Origin of the sequence: Thermopolyspora flexuosa (assembly GCF_006716785.1) — a bacterium.
GTDB classification, from domain to species: domain Bacteria; phylum Actinomycetota; class Actinomycetes; order Streptosporangiales; family Streptosporangiaceae; genus Thermopolyspora; species Thermopolyspora flexuosa.
The window spans coordinates 4893673-4911296 of record NZ_VFPQ01000001.1 but is presented as its reverse complement, the minus strand read 5'-3'; the positions used below and the strand labels follow the sequence as shown (position 1 = coordinate 4911296).

The 17624-nt window shown below is 71.3% G+C and carries 12 protein-coding genes, 1 pseudogene and 1 riboswitch; of the genes and pseudogenes, 8 read left to right on the top strand and 5 right to left on the bottom strand.

Annotated elements, in window-relative coordinates; translation table 11 throughout:
• Nucleotides 1–150: 150 nt before the first annotated feature.
• Entirely contained in the window at nt 151–1122 is a 972-nt protein-coding gene (locus tag FHX40_RS21055; RefSeq protein WP_142261213.1) for a C40 family peptidase, read from the bottom strand.
• Nucleotides 1123–1125: 3 nt separating this feature from the next.
• A riboswitch (cyclic di-AMP (ydaO/yuaA leader) is annotated at nt 1126–1300 on the bottom strand.
• A gap of 299 nt (nt 1301–1599) precedes the next feature.
• Here FHX40_RS21055 and FHX40_RS21050 point away from each other — a divergent pair.
• The 5 genes and pseudogenes from FHX40_RS21050 to FHX40_RS21030 form a co-directional block, all read left to right on the top strand.
• Nucleotides 1600–2148 (top strand): annotated as a pseudogene (locus FHX40_RS21050) (amino-acid N-acetyltransferase); the annotation flags it as partial.
• 350 nt (nt 2149–2498) lie between these two features.
• Nucleotides 2499–3773: an RDD family protein gene (locus FHX40_RS25535; RefSeq protein ID WP_142261211.1), complete on the top strand. Its 1275-nt coding sequence runs from the start codon at nt 2499–2501 to the stop codon at nt 3771–3773.
• Nucleotides 3774–4368: 595 nt separating this feature from the next.
• A complete protein-coding gene (locus FHX40_RS21040) occupies nt 4369–4695 on the top strand; it encodes a histone-like nucleoid-structuring protein Lsr2 (RefSeq protein WP_142261210.1) in 327 nt (108 codons plus the stop codon).
• A gap of 271 nt (nt 4696–4966) precedes the next feature.
• On the top strand, nt 4967–7471 hold the full coding sequence (locus FHX40_RS21035) for an ATP-dependent Clp protease ATP-binding subunit (protein ID WP_142261209.1): 2505 nt from the start codon (nt 4967–4969) through the stop codon (nt 7469–7471).
• A gap of 339 nt (nt 7472–7810) precedes the next feature.
• The gene (locus FHX40_RS21030) at nt 7811–8767 is read left to right on the top strand and encodes a sugar phosphate isomerase/epimerase family protein (RefSeq protein ID WP_142261208.1); all 957 of its coding nucleotides are present in this window, start codon (nt 7811–7813) and stop codon (nt 8765–8767) included.
• Between the two features lie 23 nt (nt 8768–8790).
• Here the strand turns inward: FHX40_RS21030 and FHX40_RS21025 are convergent, their stop codons facing one another.
• Nucleotides 8791–9657 carry an HhH-GPD family protein gene (locus FHX40_RS21025; RefSeq protein ID WP_142261207.1) on the bottom strand — a complete coding sequence of 289 codons (867 nt, stop codon included), beginning with the start codon at nt 9655–9657 and terminating at the stop codon, nt 8791–8793.
• A 67-nt stretch (nt 9658–9724) separates the two neighbouring features.
• Here FHX40_RS21025 and FHX40_RS21020 point away from each other — a divergent pair, with 67 nt between their 5' ends.
• A complete protein-coding gene (locus tag FHX40_RS21020; protein ID WP_142261206.1) occupies nt 9725–10384 on the top strand; it encodes a hypothetical protein in 660 nt (219 codons plus the stop codon).
• Between the two features lie 13 nt (nt 10385–10397).
• Here the strand turns inward: FHX40_RS21020 and disA are convergent, their stop codons facing one another.
• From disA to FHX40_RS21005, 3 genes are all read right to left on the bottom strand, one after another.
• Entirely contained in the window at nt 10398–11489 is a 1092-nt protein-coding gene (gene disA / locus FHX40_RS21015; RefSeq protein ID WP_142261205.1) for a DNA integrity scanning diadenylate cyclase DisA, read from the bottom strand.
• 224 nt (nt 11490–11713) lie between these two features.
• Nucleotides 11714–13144, bottom strand: coding sequence for a DNA repair protein RadA (gene radA / locus FHX40_RS21010; protein WP_142261204.1), 1431 nt, complete (start codon nt 13142–13144; stop codon nt 11714–11716).
• A 100-nt stretch (nt 13145–13244) separates the two neighbouring features.
• Nucleotides 13245–13946, bottom strand: coding sequence for a class I SAM-dependent methyltransferase (locus tag FHX40_RS21005; RefSeq protein ID WP_142261203.1), 702 nt, complete (start codon nt 13944–13946; stop codon nt 13245–13247).
• Between the two features lie 59 nt (nt 13947–14005).
• Here FHX40_RS21005 and FHX40_RS21000 point away from each other — a divergent pair, with 59 nt between their 5' ends.
• Together FHX40_RS21000 and FHX40_RS20995 are read left to right on the top strand one after the other, a co-directional pair.
• A complete protein-coding gene (locus FHX40_RS21000; protein WP_373286877.1) occupies nt 14006–14824 on the top strand; it encodes a sugar phosphate isomerase/epimerase family protein in 819 nt (272 codons plus the stop codon).
• A gap of 536 nt (nt 14825–15360) precedes the next feature.
• The gene (locus tag FHX40_RS20995; protein WP_142261941.1) at nt 15361–17490 is read left to right on the top strand and encodes a (Fe-S)-binding protein; all 2130 of its coding nucleotides are present in this window, start codon (nt 15361–15363) and stop codon (nt 17488–17490) included.
• Nucleotides 17491–17624 lie beyond the last annotated feature (134 nt).

Genomic DNA, 17624 nt, shown 5'->3' with positions numbered 1-17624 from the left:
CCGTGTGGTGGCCGCCCGGGCTTCGTTCGTCAGCGGCCGAAGCCGGACTCCGCGGTGCCGGGGCGGCAGGGCGGGAACCGCACCGGGGTGCCGGCGGCAGGCGGCGTGTACCGCCGCACGCCCGTCCGTCGGCCGAGGCCGCCGGGCGCGTCAGTCGGCGATGCGGACGGCCCCCGCGAAGGGCCGGTTGTTGATCGAGGCCACGCGCACCACGTCACCGGTCCGCGGGGCGTGCACCATGAGGCCGCCGCCGATGTAGATGCCGACGTGGTGCAGGTCGCTGTAGAAGAACACCAGATCGCCGGGGCGCAGCTCGCTCTTGGGGATGTGGCGGCCGGCGGTCCACTGGGTGCCGGTGTAGTGCGGCAGGCGGATGCCCACCTTCGCGTACGCCCACATCACCAGGCCGGAGCAGTCGTAGGCGTTCGGGCCCGCGGCCCCCCACACGTACGGCTTGAGCTGCTGGGTCATCGCCCACCGCGCGGCCTGGGCGGCCTTGCCGTTCCCGACGATCGGGATGTTCATCCGCCGCGGCCTGCCCGCGGCGGCCTTGAGCTGCTCGTTCGCCTCGCGGTAGATGCTGCTCTCGGTACGGGCGATCAGCTTGGTGATCTTCTCGCGGCGCGCGTCGAGGCTCTTGACGATCTTGGCGACCTCGGCCTGCTGCCGCTGGGCCTCCTTCTTGGCCCGCTCGGCGTCCGCGAGCAGCTTGCTGAGCCGGTTCACCTCGGCGCCGCGCTCCATCTGCAGCGCGTACCCGGTCGCCGCGCCGTCGAGGTAGGCGTCGGGGTCGGCGCTGCCGACCGCGCCGAGCACCGAGCCGAAGCCGCCCATCATGTACGCGCCCTGGGTGAGCAGGTTGGCGCGCTCGCGCCGGACGGCGAGCTCGTCCTCGTTCTCGCGGAGCACGCGCTGAGCCTCGTCCGCCGTCCGCTTGGCCTTCTTCAGCCGCTCGCGCTCGCCGTTGTACTGCTCGGTCAGCTTCTCGATCTCCTCGTAGAGGGACTCGAGCTGCTTGGTGAGCCGGTTGAGGCTGGGCTCGGGGTCGGCCGAGGCCGACGCGGTGGTACCCAGCGTCAGTGCGGCGACGAGGACGCCGACCAGGAACGTGCGCAGCAGCAAGCAAGCTCCTCTCGGTGGCCGCCTACCGGGTTAGCTGACGGGTTCGGGCCGGGAGCAGCCCTACCGGACCCCGTGCCGGTCGCTCCGGCGGGAGTCCTCGGATTCACCCCCACGAGGGTATGGGTCCCCGGTTCCCCGTGCCGGTGCGGGGGCGGTGGGGATTCGGCGGATCGGCCGTGGGCACACGGCCGACATCGAAGCTGGACATTAATGCACGCCCCGGTGGCCCTCAACCGAAACCACGATTTCGTTGTGATTCGACAACCTCTCAATCACGGTCCGGTCACGGCCGCATATCCCGCCGATCCGCGGGGCGCCGTGCCGTACCGGAGCGGAGAAGCGGCACGTCGGAGCCGGTGCGGAACGGATCGTCCGGGCGGTTCCGGACCGGCCGCAAATGTGATCACATCACGGAATCGTCCGGGGATAACGGACCAACGGATACGGCAGGGCTCCGGCAGGATACTCTGACCTGTCATGGAGCAGGTCGCGGAGTTCACCCCGCCGGAGAGCGAGATCGTCGTCCGACGTGCCCGCACTCCGGATGTGCGGGGGATCCGGCGGCTCGTCGACATGTACTCGGGTGTGGGACCGCGGCTGCTCAAGAAGGCGACCGTCACCCTCTATGAGGACGTGCAGGAGTTCTGGGTGGCGGAGCACCGCGGTGTCGTTGTCGGGTGCGGAGCGCTCCACGTGCTCTGGGAGGACCTCGCGGAGATACGCACGGTCGCCGTGGACCCGGAATACCGCGGCCGCGGCATCGGCCACCGCATCGTCGGCGCCCTCCTCGACACCGCACGGGAGTTGGGACTTCGCCGTGTCTTCTGCCTGACCTTCGAGGTGGGCTTCTTCGCCAGGCACGGTTTCGTCCCGATTCAAGGGACCCCGGTCTCCCCCGAGGTGTACGCGGAGCTGCTCGCCTCCTATGACGAGGGGGTGGCCGAGTTCCTTGATCTGGAGCACGTCAAACCCAACACGCTCGGCAACACGAGGATGCTGCTGCACCTGGAGCCGCCTCCGGATTCGTCCGGCACGGCCTCGGCCGGCGCCGATTACCGCGGCGTCGATTCCTCCCGAGCCGTTTCGGTCCGTGCCGATTCCCCGGGCACTTCCTCCGGAACCGAAACCGCGGGCGCCGATTCTCCGGGCGAAGGCGGCAAGGGTGACGGCTGATCTCTCGGGCCGCTACGTTGGGCAACAGCCAGCATGTGCCTGAAATGCGCCACATGCCCCACGCGAAGTGAGGTGACACGGTGAGCACCGGACAGCCACCGTATCCACGGGACGAGCCGGATGCCGGGTCGGCGCCGGGGGCGCCCGACGCCCGGCAGAGCGGCGACCGACCGGGGGACGGATACGACCCGGAAGCGACGGTCGTGAGCTACCGATCCAATCAGCAGGGTTACGGCCCGCAGCCCGGTCAGGGGGACACCTATGGCCAGGCGGGCTACGGCCGGCAGGGACAGGGCGCGGCCCAGTACGGCTACGGCGGGCAGGCCTACGGGCAGCAGCAGCCGTACGGCGGGCAGCAGACCGGGCCGCAGGCGTACGGGCCGCAGAGCGGTCCGCAGCAGGCGTACGGCCAGGCCTACGGCCAGCAGTCCGCCCAGGGGGGTGCCTACGGGCAGCAGGGCGGGGCCTATGGCCAGCAGCAGCCGTACGGGGGACAGCAGACCGGGCCGCAGGCCTATGGCCCGCAGAGCGGACCGCAGCAGGCCTACGGCGGCCAGTCGGGCCCGCAGGCGTACGGCCAGCAGGCCGGTTACGGTCAGCAGTCCGGGCCGCAGGCCTACGGGCAGCAGCAGCCGTACGGCGGGCAGCAGTCCGGCCCGCAGGCGTACGGTTCGCAGAGCGGTCCGCAGCAGGCCTACGGCCAGCAGGCGTATGGCCGGCAGCCCGGCTACGGGCAGCAGGCCGGGTACGGTCAGCAGACCGGGCCGCAGGGGTACGGGCAGCAGACCGGGTACGGCCAGCCGTCCTACGGCCAGCAGGGGTACGGCGGGCAGCAGGCCGGCTACGCCCAGCCCGGCTACGGCCAGTCCGGCGCCGCCGGATACGGGCAGCAGGGCTACCAGGGGTACGCCCAGCCGGCCGCCTACGGTCAGCAGGGGTACGCGCAGCCGGGCTACGGCCAGGGGTACGGCCAGCCGGCCTACGCGCAGGGCGTGACCCCGCCGGGGGCGCCCGCGCCGCTCGCGGAGTGGTGGCAGCGCCTGCTCGCCCGCCTCATCGACACCCTCCTCGTCGGCGTGGTGGGATTCATCATCTCCTCGATCGTCAGCGGCGTCATGGTGTCGTCGTCGACGAGCCTCGAGGAGTTGGTGAGCTCGCTAATCCTCATCGCCGCGGCCGCGTTCGCCTACGAGTTCCTCCTTCTCGGCAGGAACGGGCAGACGCTCGGCAAGCTCGCGCTGGGCATCAGGGTGGTGCAGGTCGGCGGCACGCTCGGCCCCGAGGGACTGCCGAAGGACGCGGCGCTCAAACGGAGCGCGGTTATGTGGCTGCCCTTGGCGCTGCAGCCCATTCCGGTCATCAAGTACCTCACCTACGTCTTCCCGGTCGTCAACGCCGTGTGGCTGTTCTTCGACAAGCCGCTGCAGCAATGCCTGCACGACAAGGTCGCCGGCACGGTGGTTGTCAAGGTTAAGTAGTGGAAGATGACGGGGCCGAAGGTTTACAGCCTGTCGGCCCCGTTTTCGTGTCCGCGCCTTGCGTCCGCCGGTACGCCGTTTGGGACAATCTTGACCCTTGGCGGGGTCCTTTCGCTTTGCCGGACCGCCACCGGCGGGTTATCCAAGATCCTTTGCCCAGGTCAGCGAGTCCGGAACCCCTGTGCCGCCGGGGGTTCCGGCGCGCCGGACCGGCATTCCGGCCCACTTTGTCGGTCATCGGGTAAGAAGCCTGGAGAGACGCGCATTAGGCTTGACAGTAGCCACGCGGGCGCCCCGGCCGGGGGACGCCCCAATACCCCGAGAGGTCGGGAGGATGACCTATGTTTCAGGTATTGTCCGCTTTGATACCCCCGGGAGTCGTGGCGGCCGTCGTCATCTATGCGGTGGTCAAGTTGGTCCGCGCCGAGGGGCCCGCCGCGACGCGCGAGCGGGATCGCGCCGCGAACTCCCGGGAAGCCTCGGGGTCATGACTCCTGGCCTAGAATCCACGAAGAGAGCGAATTGCTCACGATGAAAACAGGGTATATGTTTGGCTAGCGAATCAAACAATGACCCTGCGAAAGGAATGCTCTAGGTGGCCACGCAGATCCAGAAGATTCTGATCGACGACCTCGATGGCGGGACGGCCAATGAGACCGTGTCCTTCGCCATTGACGGAAACTATTACGAGATCGACCTGAGCGACGAAAACGCCAAGAAGCTGCGGGAGGCGCTCAATCCTTTCGTGACCCACGCCCGCCGGGCGGACCCGACCCCCTCGCGGCGCCGGCGCTCGCAGCGCTCGACGTCCCGTGAGAAGAGCGCGGAGATCCGCTCCTGGGCCAAGGCGCAGGGCCTCCCGGTCAGCGAACGCGGTCGCATTGCCGCCTCCGTGGTGGAGCGGTACGAGCAGGCCCACTAGCAGGCGGTGCGACCGTGCGGTTATCCCGGCCGTTGCAGACCCCCGACGGCCGGGATAACCGCATGATCCTCTTTTGCGGGTTCGTTAAACATCGTTCGCTTGCGGCGTAGCGGGAACACCTCACCCCCGAACAGTAGTTGGATGGGGGTGAACGCCCTGCTCTCGGGGAACGTCTCTTGCCTAGGAGCGGTTGCCGGGTCGGGGCTACCATGCGGGGCGACGGGCCCGGATCTCCTGGACCCGCCTGACCCGCTCTGTGAGGAGCGACGAGATGTTCGAAAGGTTCACCGACCGCGCGCGGCGGGTTGTCGTCCTGGCCCAGGAAGAGGCCCGGATGCTCAACCACAACTACATCGGTACTGAGCACATCCTTCTTGGCTTGATCCACGAAGGTGAGGGCGTTGCCGCCAAGGCTCTGGAGAGCCTGGGCATCAGTCTTGAAGGAGTGCGCCAGCAGGTCGAGGAGATCATCGGCCAGGGGCAGTCCGCGCCCTCGGGGCACATTCCGTTCACCCCGCGGGCGAAGAAGGTCCTTGAGCTGTCGCTCCGAGAGGCCCTGCAACTTGGCCACAACTACATCGGCACCGAGCACATCCTGCTCGGTCTCATCCGCGAGGGTGAGGGTGTGGCCGCCCAGGTTCTGGTGAAGCTGGGTGCCGACCTGAACCGGGTGCGGCAGCAGGTCATCCAGCTGCTCCACGGCTACCAGGGCAAGGAGCCCGCGGCGGCCGGTGGGCCGCAGGAGACCACGCCGTCCACCTCCCTGGTGCTCGACCAGTTCGGTCGCAACCTGACCCAGGCCGCCCGCGAGGGCAAGCTCGACCCCGTCATCGGCCGGGACAAGGAGATCGAGCGGGTCATGCAGGTCCTGTCCCGCAGGACCAAGAACAACCCGGTGCTGGTGGGCGAGCCCGGTGTCGGCAAGACCGCGGTCGTCGAGGGCCTGGCGCAGAAGATCGTCAAGGGCGAGGTGCCGGAGACGCTCAAGGACAAGCAGCTCTACACGCTCGACCTGGGCGCGCTGGTGGCCGGTTCCCGGTACCGCGGTGACTTCGAAGAGCGTCTGAAGAAGGTGCTCAAGGAGATCCGCACCCGCGGCGACATCATCCTCTTCATCGACGAGCTGCACACGCTCGTCGGCGCGGGCGCCGCGGAGGGCGCGATCGACGCCGCCAGCATCCTCAAGCCGATGCTGGCCCGCGGCGAGCTGCAGACCATCGGCGCCACCACCCTCGACGAGTACCGCAAGCACCTTGAGAAGGACGCCGCGCTCGAGCGGCGCTTCCAGCCGATCCAGGTGGCCGAGCCGTCGCTCAGCCACACCATCGAGATCCTCAAGGGCCTGCGCGACCGCTACGAGGCGCACCACCGGGTGTCGATCACCGACGGCGCCCTCGTGGCCGCCGCCCAGCTCGCCGACCGGTACATCAGCGACCGGTTCCTCCCGGACAAGGCGATCGACCTCATCGACGAGGCCGGCTCGCGCATGCGGATCCGCCGCATGACCGCGCCGCCGGACCTGCGCGAGTACGACGAGAAGATCGCCCAGGTGCGGCGCGAGAAGGAGTCCGCGATCGACGCGCAGGACTTCGAGAAGGCCGCCGCGCTCCGGGACCAGGAGAAGCAGCTCATGCTCAAGCGTGAGCGCCGGGAGAAGGAGTGGAAGGCCGGCGACATGGACGTCGTCGCCGAGGTGACCGAGGAGCTCATCGCCGAGGTCCTCGCGAGCGCCACCGGCATCCCGGTGTTCAAGCTGACCGAGGAGGAGTCGCAGCGGCTGCTCCGCATGGAGGAGGAGCTGCACAAGCGGATCATCGGCCAGGACGACGCGATCAAGGCGCTCGCCCGGTCGATCCGGCGGACCCGCGCCGGCCTGAAGGACCCGCGCCGCCCGGGTGGCTCGTTCATCTTCGCCGGCCCGTCCGGTGTCGGTAAGACCGAGCTGTCCAAGGCGCTGGCGGAGTTCCTCTTCGGCGACGAGGACGCGCTGATCCAGCTTGACATGTCCGAGTTCATGGAGAAGCACACCGTCTCGCGGCTGTTCGGCTCTCCGCCCGGCTACGTCGGGTACGAGGAGGGCGGTCAGCTCACCGAGAAGGTGCGGCGCAAGCCGTTCTCCGTGGTCCTCTTCGACGAGATCGAGAAGGCCCACCCGGACATCTTCAACTCGCTGCTGCAGATCCTGGAGGACGGCCGGCTCACCGACGCCCAGGGCCGGGTCGTGGACTTCAAGAACACGATCATCATCATGACGACCAACCTCGGTACCCGGGACATCTCCAAGGGCATCGGGGTCGGGTTCTCCAAGTCCAACGACACCGAGAGCAACTACGACCGGATGAAGGCGAAGGTCCAGGAAGAGCTCAAGCAGCACTTCCGGCCGGAGTTCCTCAACCGTGTCGACGACATCATCGTCTTCCACCAGCTCTCGCCGAAGGAGATCATCCAGATCGTCGACCTGATGCTCGCCCAGGTGGACGAGCGGCTCAAGGACCGCGACATGGCCCTCGAGCTCACCCAGGCCGCCAAGCAGCTGCTCGCCGACCGGGGCTACGACCCGGTTATGGGCGCCCGGCCGCTGCGCCGTACGATCCAGCGGGAGATCGAGGACACGCTCTCCGAGAAGATCCTCTACGGCGAACTCCGCGCCGGCCAGCTGGTCAAGGTCGACGTGGAGGGCGAGGGCGAGAGCGCCAAGTTCACCTTCGTCGGCGTGCCTCGTGCTCAGGCCGTGCCGGATTCGGCGGCCGCGATCGCCGGATCGATGAGGCACTGACCCGCCGCGCCAGACCGAGAACCCCGTGTGAGATCCGTCTCACGCGGGGTTCTTACGTTGTGGACCTGCGATAACGAGGTCGTCTCACAACGGCGTCCCGGTGTTCGTGCGATTGAGAACTTGCGCCACGAGTGGTAGTACTACAGTCTGTAGAGTAAATCCTCGGAAGTACCTCAGATCGGCCGCGCGGGTGACGCGCCGAGGGGGCGGCGCCGGGCACCATCGTGCGAGCCGGGCCGGGGGAGATCCCGGCGGAGGGGAGACCGGTGTCCTCTGCGGGTAGTGCCAGGGCGCATGAGGGCAGACACGGTCGGTCCACGGGAGAACTGGAGGCACCGGATGCGCCTGCGTCATGACGAGGGCACGCTCGTTCACCTGGCCTACAACGCGGGTGTGCACCCCGCCGAGGACCTGGAGAACCTCATCGCCCACCTCACCCGCTACGCCGTACCGGTCCGCCGCCGGCTGGGCGTGGACCGCCTCGGCATCCACCTGTGGCTCGCCCCCGCGGTCGCCGACCACCTGATCGCCGACCGCATCGAGCTGGTACGGCTGCGCCGCTCGCTGGAGGAGCGCGGCCTGGAGGTGGTCGGCCTCAACGGCACCGGCGGCCGCAACCGGGAGGCGCCCGGCCCCGACTGGGCCAAGCCCGAGCGCTACCGCTACACCATGGCGCTCGCCCGCATCCTCGCCTTCCTGCTCCCGGACGACGTGCAGTACGGCTCGATCTCCACGATCCCGATCGGCTGGCGCCGCGAGTGGCCCGCCGACCTGCAGGCGATCGCCAACCGGCGGCTGGAGCGCCTCGCCCGCGAGCTGCGCGGCCTCTACAGCGTCACCGGCAAGGTCATCCGGGTCGGCTTCGAGCCGTGGCCCGGGTGCGTCATCGAGACCACCCAGCAGGCGCTGGAGCGCGTCGGCCACATCGACCCCGAGCACCTGGGCGTGTGCCTCGACGCCTGCCACCTGTCCCACGGTGAGGAGCAGGCCGGCGAGGCGCTGCGCGGCATCGCCCGCGCCGGGGCGCCCGTGGTACGGCTCAGCCACGTGCACGACCACGAGCGGGCGCGCGGCACCGCGGGCGAGCTGCCGAGCACCCGGCCGGTGCTGCAGGACACGGTGAGCGCCCTGCTGTCCGGCTCGGTGACCGGCAGCGCGCACATCGAGGTCGAGTCCCACGACCTGTCCGGCATCACCAAGGCGAAGGGTCCGGCCGCGCTCGTCGCCCGCCTCGCGGACGAGCTCGACTGGACCCGCCGCAACCTCACCGCGATGGGCTTCAAGCTCGCCGCCTGACCCGGCGAGCCGTACCGCATCCGTCAGCCGGGCAGCCGGTAGGTGCCGTCCTCGAGCACCTCGGCGAGCCCGTCCGCGACCAGCCCGTCGAGCGCGCGCTCCCGCTGCACCGGGTCGTCCCAGGCCGCGTCGAGCGCGGCCTTGGGCACCGGCCCGTGCGCCTGCCGCAGTACGGCGAGCAGCCGTCCCCGGCACTGGCGGTCGGTGCCCGCGTACGCCTGGCCCCGCCGCGGCGGCCCGTCGTGGTCGGGGCAGCCGGCGAGCCGCCAGGCGCAGCGGTCGATGATCGGGCAGTCGGCGCAGCGCGGGGACCGGGCGGTGCACACCAGCGCGCCCAGCTCCATCACCGCCACCGCCCAGCGCGGCGCGTCCACGGCCGGGAGCAGCGACTCGGCGATCCGGCGCTCGGCCGCCGTGGTGGCCCGGGCCGGATACCGCACCCCCTGCACCGCCCGCGCGAGGACCCGCCGCACGTTCGTGTCGAGCACCACGTGCCGTCCGCCGAACGCGAAGCTCGCCACGGCCGCCGCCGTGTAGTCCCCGACCCCGGGCAGCGCCCGCAGCTCCTCGTACCGCGACGGCACCTCGCCGCCGTGCTCCGCCACGATGCGCCGCGCGCAGGCGTGCAGGTTGAGCGCCCGGCGCGGGTAGCCCAGCCGTCCCCACTGCCGCACCGCCTCGCCGGGCGGCTCGGCGGCGAGGTCCGCGGGCGTCGGCCAGCGCCGCAGCCACGCCTCCCAGGCGGGCAGCACGCGGGCGACCGGCGTCTGCTGGAGCATGATCTCGCTGACCAGGATGCCCCACGACGTGGCGTCGGGACGCCGCCAGGGCAGGTCGCGAGCCTTCTCGGCGTACCAGTTCAAAATGGGTTCGCGCAGTGACAGAGACACTCCAGGGAGCTTAAAGGAGTGGCGCGTCGGCCCTCGCCGGGCCGTCACGGGTCTCCATACTGCGCGTATGGATCCGGACACGTATCGTGGTGATGCCGGGCTACCGGACCCGGACGTCTACTGGCGCCGCCGGGTGTCGGTGCTCACCGCGCTGCTCATCGTGGTCGCCGCGGTGGTGTGGGCGTGCACCAGAACGTCGGGCGAGTCCGCGGAGGCCGGGCCCGGGAGCGCCACGGCCGGGCCGTCCGCCCTCGTCGCGTCGCCCGCCGCCGGGGGCGCGCCGGACGGCGTGGCCGGCCCGTCGCCGACGCCGCGCGCCGAGCGGCGCTCCGGGGACGCGCGGTGCGCCGAGGAGGACATCGTCGTGCACCTGGAGGGCCTGCAGGAGGTCTATCCGCCCGGGGTACGGCCGCGCTTCGTGGTCATGCTGGTGAACACCGGCGAGGAGCCGTGCGTGCTCGACGTGGGCCCCCGCGCCCTGGACCTGCGCATCACCTCCGGCTCGGACCGGGTCTGGTCGAGCGCGGACTGCGTCGGGGGCGAGGAGGCGACCAAGCTGCACCGCCTGGAGCGGGGCGTGCCGTTCGTGCGCTCGATCAGCTGGAACCGGCACCGCTCGGGCCGGGATTGCTCGGCCTCCCACCCGGAGGCGAAGGCCGGCACCTATGTCGCCACCGCCGTCGCGGGCTCGCTGACCAGCGAGAAGACGGTCTTCCACCTCAGGTGAGCCCGGGCGGCGGTCAGCCGTACCGCTCGAGCAGCGAGGACTCGGCGACCCGGGAGAGTCCCTCGCGGATGCCGCGCGCCCGGGCCTCGCCGAGGCCGCCGACCGCCTGCAGGTCGTCCACGCTCGCCGCGAGCAGCTTCTGCAGCGAGCCGAAGTGCTCCACGAGCCGGTCGGCGACGCCGCGCGGCAGCCGGGGCACCCGGCCGAGCAGGCGGAACCCCCGCGGGCTCACCGGGCCGTCGAGCGAGCCGCCGGGCACGGTGTGGCCGAGCGCCTGGGCGACCGCGGCGAGGTCGAGCAGCTCGGCGGAGGAGAGCCGGTCGAGGGCCGCCAGCACCTCGTCGTACTCGCCGTTGCGGCCGCGCAGGTAGTCGCGCACGATCAGCACGCGCTCCTCCTCGAGCCCGGCGACGAGCTCGTCGAGCTGGAGGGCGAGCAGGCGGCCGTCGGTGCCGAGCTCGACCACGTAGTCCTCGATCTCCCCGGCGATGCGGCGCACCATCTCCACCCGCTGCACCACGGTGGCCATGTCCCGGAGCGTGACCACGTCCTCGATCTCCAGGGCGGACAGCGCCCGGGTGACCTCGTCGAGCCGCTGCCGGTACCGTTCGAGCGTGGCGAGCGCCTGGTTCGCCTTCGACAGGATCGCGGCGGACTCCTCCAGCAGGTGGCGGGTGCCGTCGACGTAGAGCGCGATGATGCGCATCGACTTGCTGATCGACACCACGGGATAGCCGGTCTGCCGGGAGACCCGCTGGGCGGTGCGGTGCCGGGTGCCGGACTCGTCGGACGGGATGCGGGGGTCGGGCACGAGGTGCACGGCGGCCCGCACGATCCGGTGGTCGCCGGAGCGTAGCACGATCGCGCCGTCCATCTTCGCCAGCTCGCGCAGCCGGGGCGCGGAGAACTCCACGTCGAGCTCGAACCCGCCGGAGCAGAGCCGCTCCACGGCCTCGTCGTAGCCGAGCACGACGAGGGCGCCGGTCTGCCCGCGCAGGATGCGCTCCAGGCCGTCGCGCAGCGGGGTGCCGGGGGCCACCGCCGCGAGCGTGGCCCGCCGCCGTTCGTCCAGCCGCCTGCCGTCCATCGCCACTCGACTTCCCATCCCGGCCAGCCTAGTTCGGGGACCTCGGCTTTCTCAGCCCGGCATGCGCATGTCAGGCGGCATGTCACCCTCCGGGTCAGCGTCGCGTCACCGGCCGTGTCAGCGCCGGCCGGGCCGTTCCGGGCGGTCCCGGGGGCGGTTTCCGGACGTCAGCGGCGATGCCGGCGGGGTACGGCGGAGCCGTACCGGGCCGGGCACGGGGGCCGGTGCGGGGGCGGGCCGGATCAGCTGACGTGGGCGAGGGCGTCCCAGACGTTCTCCGCCTCGACCACCTCGAACCCGGGCTGGAAGGTGACGGTGCGCACCTTGCCGCCCCGCGTGGGCACGAGCTGGCGGTCCTTGCGGTCGGGCGCGGGCAGCGGCGGGGCCGTGCTCTCCAGGGCGCCCGCGGGCACGAGGGCGCGGGTGAACCCGAGCCGGGCCGCCTCGGCGAGCCGCCGCCGTACGTCCCGCACCGGGCGCAGCTCGCCCGCGAGCCCGACCTCGCCGAGCGCGACGAGCCCGGCGGGCAGCGGCTTGTCCCCGGCCGCGCTCGCCACCGCGAGCATGAGCGCGAGGTCCACGGCCGGGTCGACGAGCCGGATGCCGCCCACCGTGGCGGTGAACACGTCGCAGCCGCCGAGCCGGGCGCCGAGCCGCCGCTCCAGCACGGCGAGCACCATCGCCACCCGGTACGGGTCGAGCCCGGAGGAGGTACGGCGCGGCTGCGGGGCCTCGGTGGGGCCGACGAGCGCCTGCACCTCGGCGGGCAGCGGCCGGGTGCCCTCCACGGTGACCGTGACGCAGGTGCCGGGCACCGGCTCGGAGCGCCGGGACAAGAACAGGCCGCTGGGGTCGGCGATGCCCTCGATGCCGCGCTCGTGCAGGTCGAAGCAGCCCACCTCGTCGGTGGGGCCGAACCGGTTCTTCACCGCGCGCACCATGCGCAGCCGGGAGTGGCGGTCGCCCTCGAAGTTGAGCACCACGTCCACCAGGTGCTCGAGCACGCGCGGCCCGGCGATCGTGCCGTCCTTGGTGACGTGCCCGACGAGCACCGTGGACATGTCCCGCTCCTTGGCCACCCGGACCAGGTTCGCCGCCACCTCGCGCACCTGGGCGGGGCCGCCCGGGATGCCGGTCACCTCGGCCGAGCCGATCGTCTGCACCGAGTCGACCACGAGCATGCTCGGCGCGACCTGCTCCACGTGGCCGAGCACCGCGCCGAGGTCGGTCTCCGCGGCGAGGTAGAGCCGGTCGCGCACCGCGCCGATGCGGTCGGCCCGCATCCGCACCTGCGCGGCCGACTCCTCGCCGGTGACGTAGAGCACGGTCTCCCGCTCGGCGAGCCGGGCCGCGACGTCGAGCAGCAAGGTGGACTTGCCGATGCCCGGCTCCCCGGCGAGCAGCACCACCGCGCCGGGCACGAGCCCGCCGCCGAGCACCCGGTCGAGCTCGCCCACGCCGGTGGCGCGCGCCTGCGCGATCTCCGCCTTCACCTGCCCGATCGGCACGGCGGGCGCGGACACCGCGGCGGGCCGTACCACCCGGGCCGCGGACGCCCCGCCCTCCTCCTCGACGGTGCCCCACGCCTGGCACTCGCCGCACCGCCCGACCCACTTCGCGGTGCGCCACCCGCACTCGGTGCAGCGATACCCCGGCCTCTGCGCCCTCGCCACCGTCCCCTCCCACACGTGCGCGGTGCCAATGGTGACGACGGCACCGTACCGTGCCGCACCGACGCTTCACCGGGCCGATCGCGGGCCTCGCCGGGGCCGCTCAGGGCCAGAGCCGCCAGCGCAGCACGTTCGGGTAGTCGATGACCAGCCCGGGGGTCTCCGCGATCGCCTCGGCGGCGACCTGCGGGGTGAACTCGATGCGCAGCACGGCCTCCAGCGCGGACCGGTCGGCGAAGGCCATGCGCAGGTCGAGCTCACGGCGGTGCCAGCCCTGGCGGGACCAGAACGCCTCCACGGCCGACGGGTCGTAGGAGGGGAGCGAGCGGCGGAACCAGCGGCCGAACGCGCCGCGGGTGGCGTCGATGTCGACGACGAACGCGGCGCCGCCGCGGCGGATCACCCGGTTCAGCTCGGCGAGGCCGGGCTCGCAGCCGGGGCCGAAGAAGTACGCCCAGCGGGCGACGGCCACGTCCACGCTCCGGTCCGGCACCGGGAGGGCCTGGGCCGAGCCGGTGCGCACCGTCACGTTGGGCAGGTCGCGGCAGCGGCGCGCGGCGAGCTCGGCGAGCCGCGGGTGCGGCTCCACGCCGATCACCCTGGCCGCGGTGCGGGCGTAGGCGGGCAGGTGGAAGCCGGTGCCGCAGCCGATGTCGAGCACGGTGCCGCCCGCCCAGTCGCGGATCGCGGTCATCGCCGCGTCCGCGACCCCCTCCGGGTCGACGGCGCGGTTCTCCAGCTCGTAGATCTCGGGATGGTTCCAGATGTTCGGGCTCGGGATGGCCCCCGGGATGATCCTCGCCACGACATCACCGTATGGGCATAAGCCACGCCTGGTGACGTCGACCGCTTAGGCTGGCAGACGTGGCACACGTCATCCGCGTTCCCGACGCGAAGATCGCATTGTCCACGGCGTCGGTCTATCCGGAACGTACCCCGGACGCCTTCGAGCTGGCCGCACGCCTGGGCTACGACGGCGTGGAGATCATGGTGGGCGCCGACCCGGTGAGCCAGGACATCGACGTGCTGGAGCGCCTGCGCGACCACTATCAGGTGCCGATCCTGGCCGTGCACGCCCCCTGTCTCCTCGTCACCCAGCGGGTATGGGGCCGGGACCCCTGGGCGAAGCTGGTCCGCGCGCAGAAGGCCGCCGAGCGGCTCGGCGCGCGCACCGTGGTGGTGCACCCCCCGTTCCGCTGGCAGCGTGACTACGCCCGCGAGTTCGAGGCCGGCCTCGCCCGCATGCAGGACGAGACGGACATCGTGTTCGCGGTGGAGAACATGTTCCCGCTGCGCGCCCGGGGCAACAAGGTCGTGCCGTACTCCCCGGACTGGAACCCGGTGAACTTCGACTTCCCCCACGTCACGCTCGACCTGTCGCACACCGCGGTGTCCGGCTCGGACGCGCTGGAGATGGCCGACAAGCTCGGCGACCGCCTGGCGCACGTGCACCTCGCCGACGGCGTCGGCGTGACCAACAAGGACGAGCACCTCGTCCCCGGCCGCGGCAACCAGCCCTGCGCGCAGCTGCTCGAGCGCCTCGCCAAGTCCGGGTACAACGGGCTCATCGTGCTGGAGATCAACACGAGGAAGGCGGCGAGCCGCTCGCAGCGCATCGACGACCTCGCCGAGGGGCTCGCGTTCGCCCGGCTGCACTTCGCGGCCTCCGCGGCGGCGAAGTAGGCGAAGCGGGCACGCGCGCGGCCTTCGCCGTGCGGGTGTGGGACCGCGCGGCCCTTGCCGCGCGGGTGGGAATCGCGGCCGATGCCGCATACACAGGACGGCGCGGCGTCCGCCATGCGGGGCAGGAGCGCGCGCACACCTTCATGGCCCGCCGCGGCGTAGGGGTACGGCCCGCGCCGCGTGCCGTACGGGATCCGGGCGGCCGGGACCGCGGACGGCGAGCACCCCGGGCGGCCTGCGGGAACGACCGGACGTCGTCGGTGTTTTACGTCGAGTGTCCGATTTGGTGGTGCCGGGGTATATCCTGCGCGTGAACCGTGCACCTCGGCCGCCGCCGACGCACCCGCCGCGAGACCGGCGGGCGGCTCCGCGGCGCGCCGTCGTTCCATTGATCGATACCCCCTGCACGACTTGTCGCAGAGCATTGTTCTAGTATCGTCGGGGGAGAGATAAGTTACTCGTCGGTACACCCGGGGTCGGGTGGAGCGCCGTCCTTTGGAGGAGCCGTGCTGGCCATTGCGATCATCGGCCTGGTCATGACCGCGGTCGCGGTCGCCCTCGCCGCGCGCCGGGTGCACTTCCTGTACCGGCTCGCCACCAGCGGTCAACCCGCCCCGGAGCGCGTCGAGTACGCCAAGGCGCACGTGCCCGAGGAGATCAAGACCCAGCTCGTCGAGGTCTTCGGGCAGCGCAAGCTGCTGAAGTGGACCCCGTCGGGCGTCGCCCACTTCTTCGTCATGTGGGCGTTCTTCATCCTCGCCACCGTCTACCTGGAGGGGTACGGCGCGCTGATCCAGGGGGCGATCACCGGCACCCCGGACTTCCACATCCCGATCATCGGCACCTGGCCGGTGCTCGGCTTCCTGCAGGACTTCATCGCGGTCGCCTGCCTGCTCGGCATCATCACCTTCGCGGCGATCCGGATCCGCACCTCGCCCAAGCGCCTCGGCCGCGCCTCCCGCTTCGCCGGCTCCCACCTCGGCGGCGCGTGGCTCGTGCTGTTCATGATCTTCAACGTGCTCTGGACGCTCTTCCTGTTCCGGGGCGCCGCGATCAACACCGGCAACTTCCCGTACGCGTCGGGCGCGTTCGCCTCCGAGGTCGTGGCGGGCTGGCTGCGTCCGCTCGGCGAGGGCGCCAACGAGGTGCTGGAGCTCGCCGGCCTGCTGCTGCACCTCGGCGTGATGCTGGTGTTCCTGGTGATCGTGGTGAACAGCAAGCACATGCACATCTTCACCGCGCCGCTCAACGTGCTGTTCTCCCGCCGCCCGGACGGCCTCGGCGCCGCGCAGCCGATGCGGAGCAACGGCAAGATCCTCGACTTCGAGGAGGCCGACCCCGACACCGACGTGTTCGGCCGCGGCAAGATCACCGACACCACGTGGAAGGGCTTCCTCGACTTCTTCACCTGCACCGAGTGCGGCCGCTGCCAGTCGCAGTGCCCGGCGTGGAACACCGGCAAGCCGCTGTCGCCGAAGATGCTCATCCTCGACCAGCGTGACCACGCCTTCGCGATGGCGCCGTACATCCTCGCCACCGAGGCCGAGCGGGAGAAGCTGCCCGACGAGGTGAAGGCGCTCGCCGACAAGCCGCTCGTCGGCGAGGACGGCGTGATCCACCCCGACGTGCTGTGGTCGTGCACCAACTGCGGCGCCTGCGTCGAGCAGTGCCCGGTGGACATCGAGCACATCGACCACATCCTCGACATGCGCCGCTACCAGGTGATGATCGAGTCGAGCTTCCCGTCCGAGGCCGGCACGATGCTGAAGAACCTGGAGAACCGCGGCAACCCGTGGGGCCTCGCCGAGGACAAGCGGCTGGAGTGGGTCGAGGAGCTCGCCTCCCGCGAGGTGGACCCGATCGAGGTCACCGTCGTCGAGGACAAGCTGCCCGAGGACGTGGAGTACCTGTTCTGGGTCGGCTGCGCGGGTGCCCTGGAGGACCGGGCGAAGAAGACCACGAAGGCGGTCGCGGAGCTGCTGCACATCGCCGGGGTGAAGTTCGCCGTGCTCGGCCCGATGGAGGCGTGCACCGGCGACCCGGCCCGGCGGCTCGGCATGGAGTTCCTGTTCACCATGCTCGCGCAGCAGAACATCGAGACGCTCAACGACGCCGGCGTGAAGAAGATCGTGGCCACCTGCCCGCACTGCTTCAACACGCTCGCCAACGAGTACCCGCAGCTCGGCGGGCACTTCGAGGTCATCCACCACACCCAGCTGCTCGCCCGGCTGGTCGAGGAGGGCCGGCTCACCCCGATCACGCCGATCGAGCAGAAGATCACCTACCACGACCCGTGCTTCCTCGGGCGGCACAACAAGGTGTACACGCAGCCGCGCGACATCATGGCGAAGGTGCCCGGGGTCAAGGCGCAGGAGATGCACCGCTGCAAGGATCGCGGCTTCTGCTGCGGCGCGGGCGGCGCGCGCATGTGGATGGAGGAGCGCATCGGCAAGCGCATCAACACCGAGCGGGTGGACGAGGCGCTCACCACGGACCCCGACACCGTCTCCACGGCCTGCCCGTTCTGCCTCGTGATGCTCGGCGACGCGATCAACGAGAAGAAGAACGCGGGCGAGGCGAAGGAGTCGCTCGAGGTGGTGGACGTCGCCGACCTGCTCGTCCGCTCGGTGAAGGGCGAGCGGCAGCCGACCACCGTCGACGGCTGACGCGCCACGGACCGGCCCGGGCACGGGCCGTCGACGGGGTACGGCCGGGCCGCGCGGCACGCTACCTGCGGGCCCCGCGGCCCGGATCCCGCGACCCGCGTACGCCGCCGGGGCGGGTGTGGGAGCATGTCTCC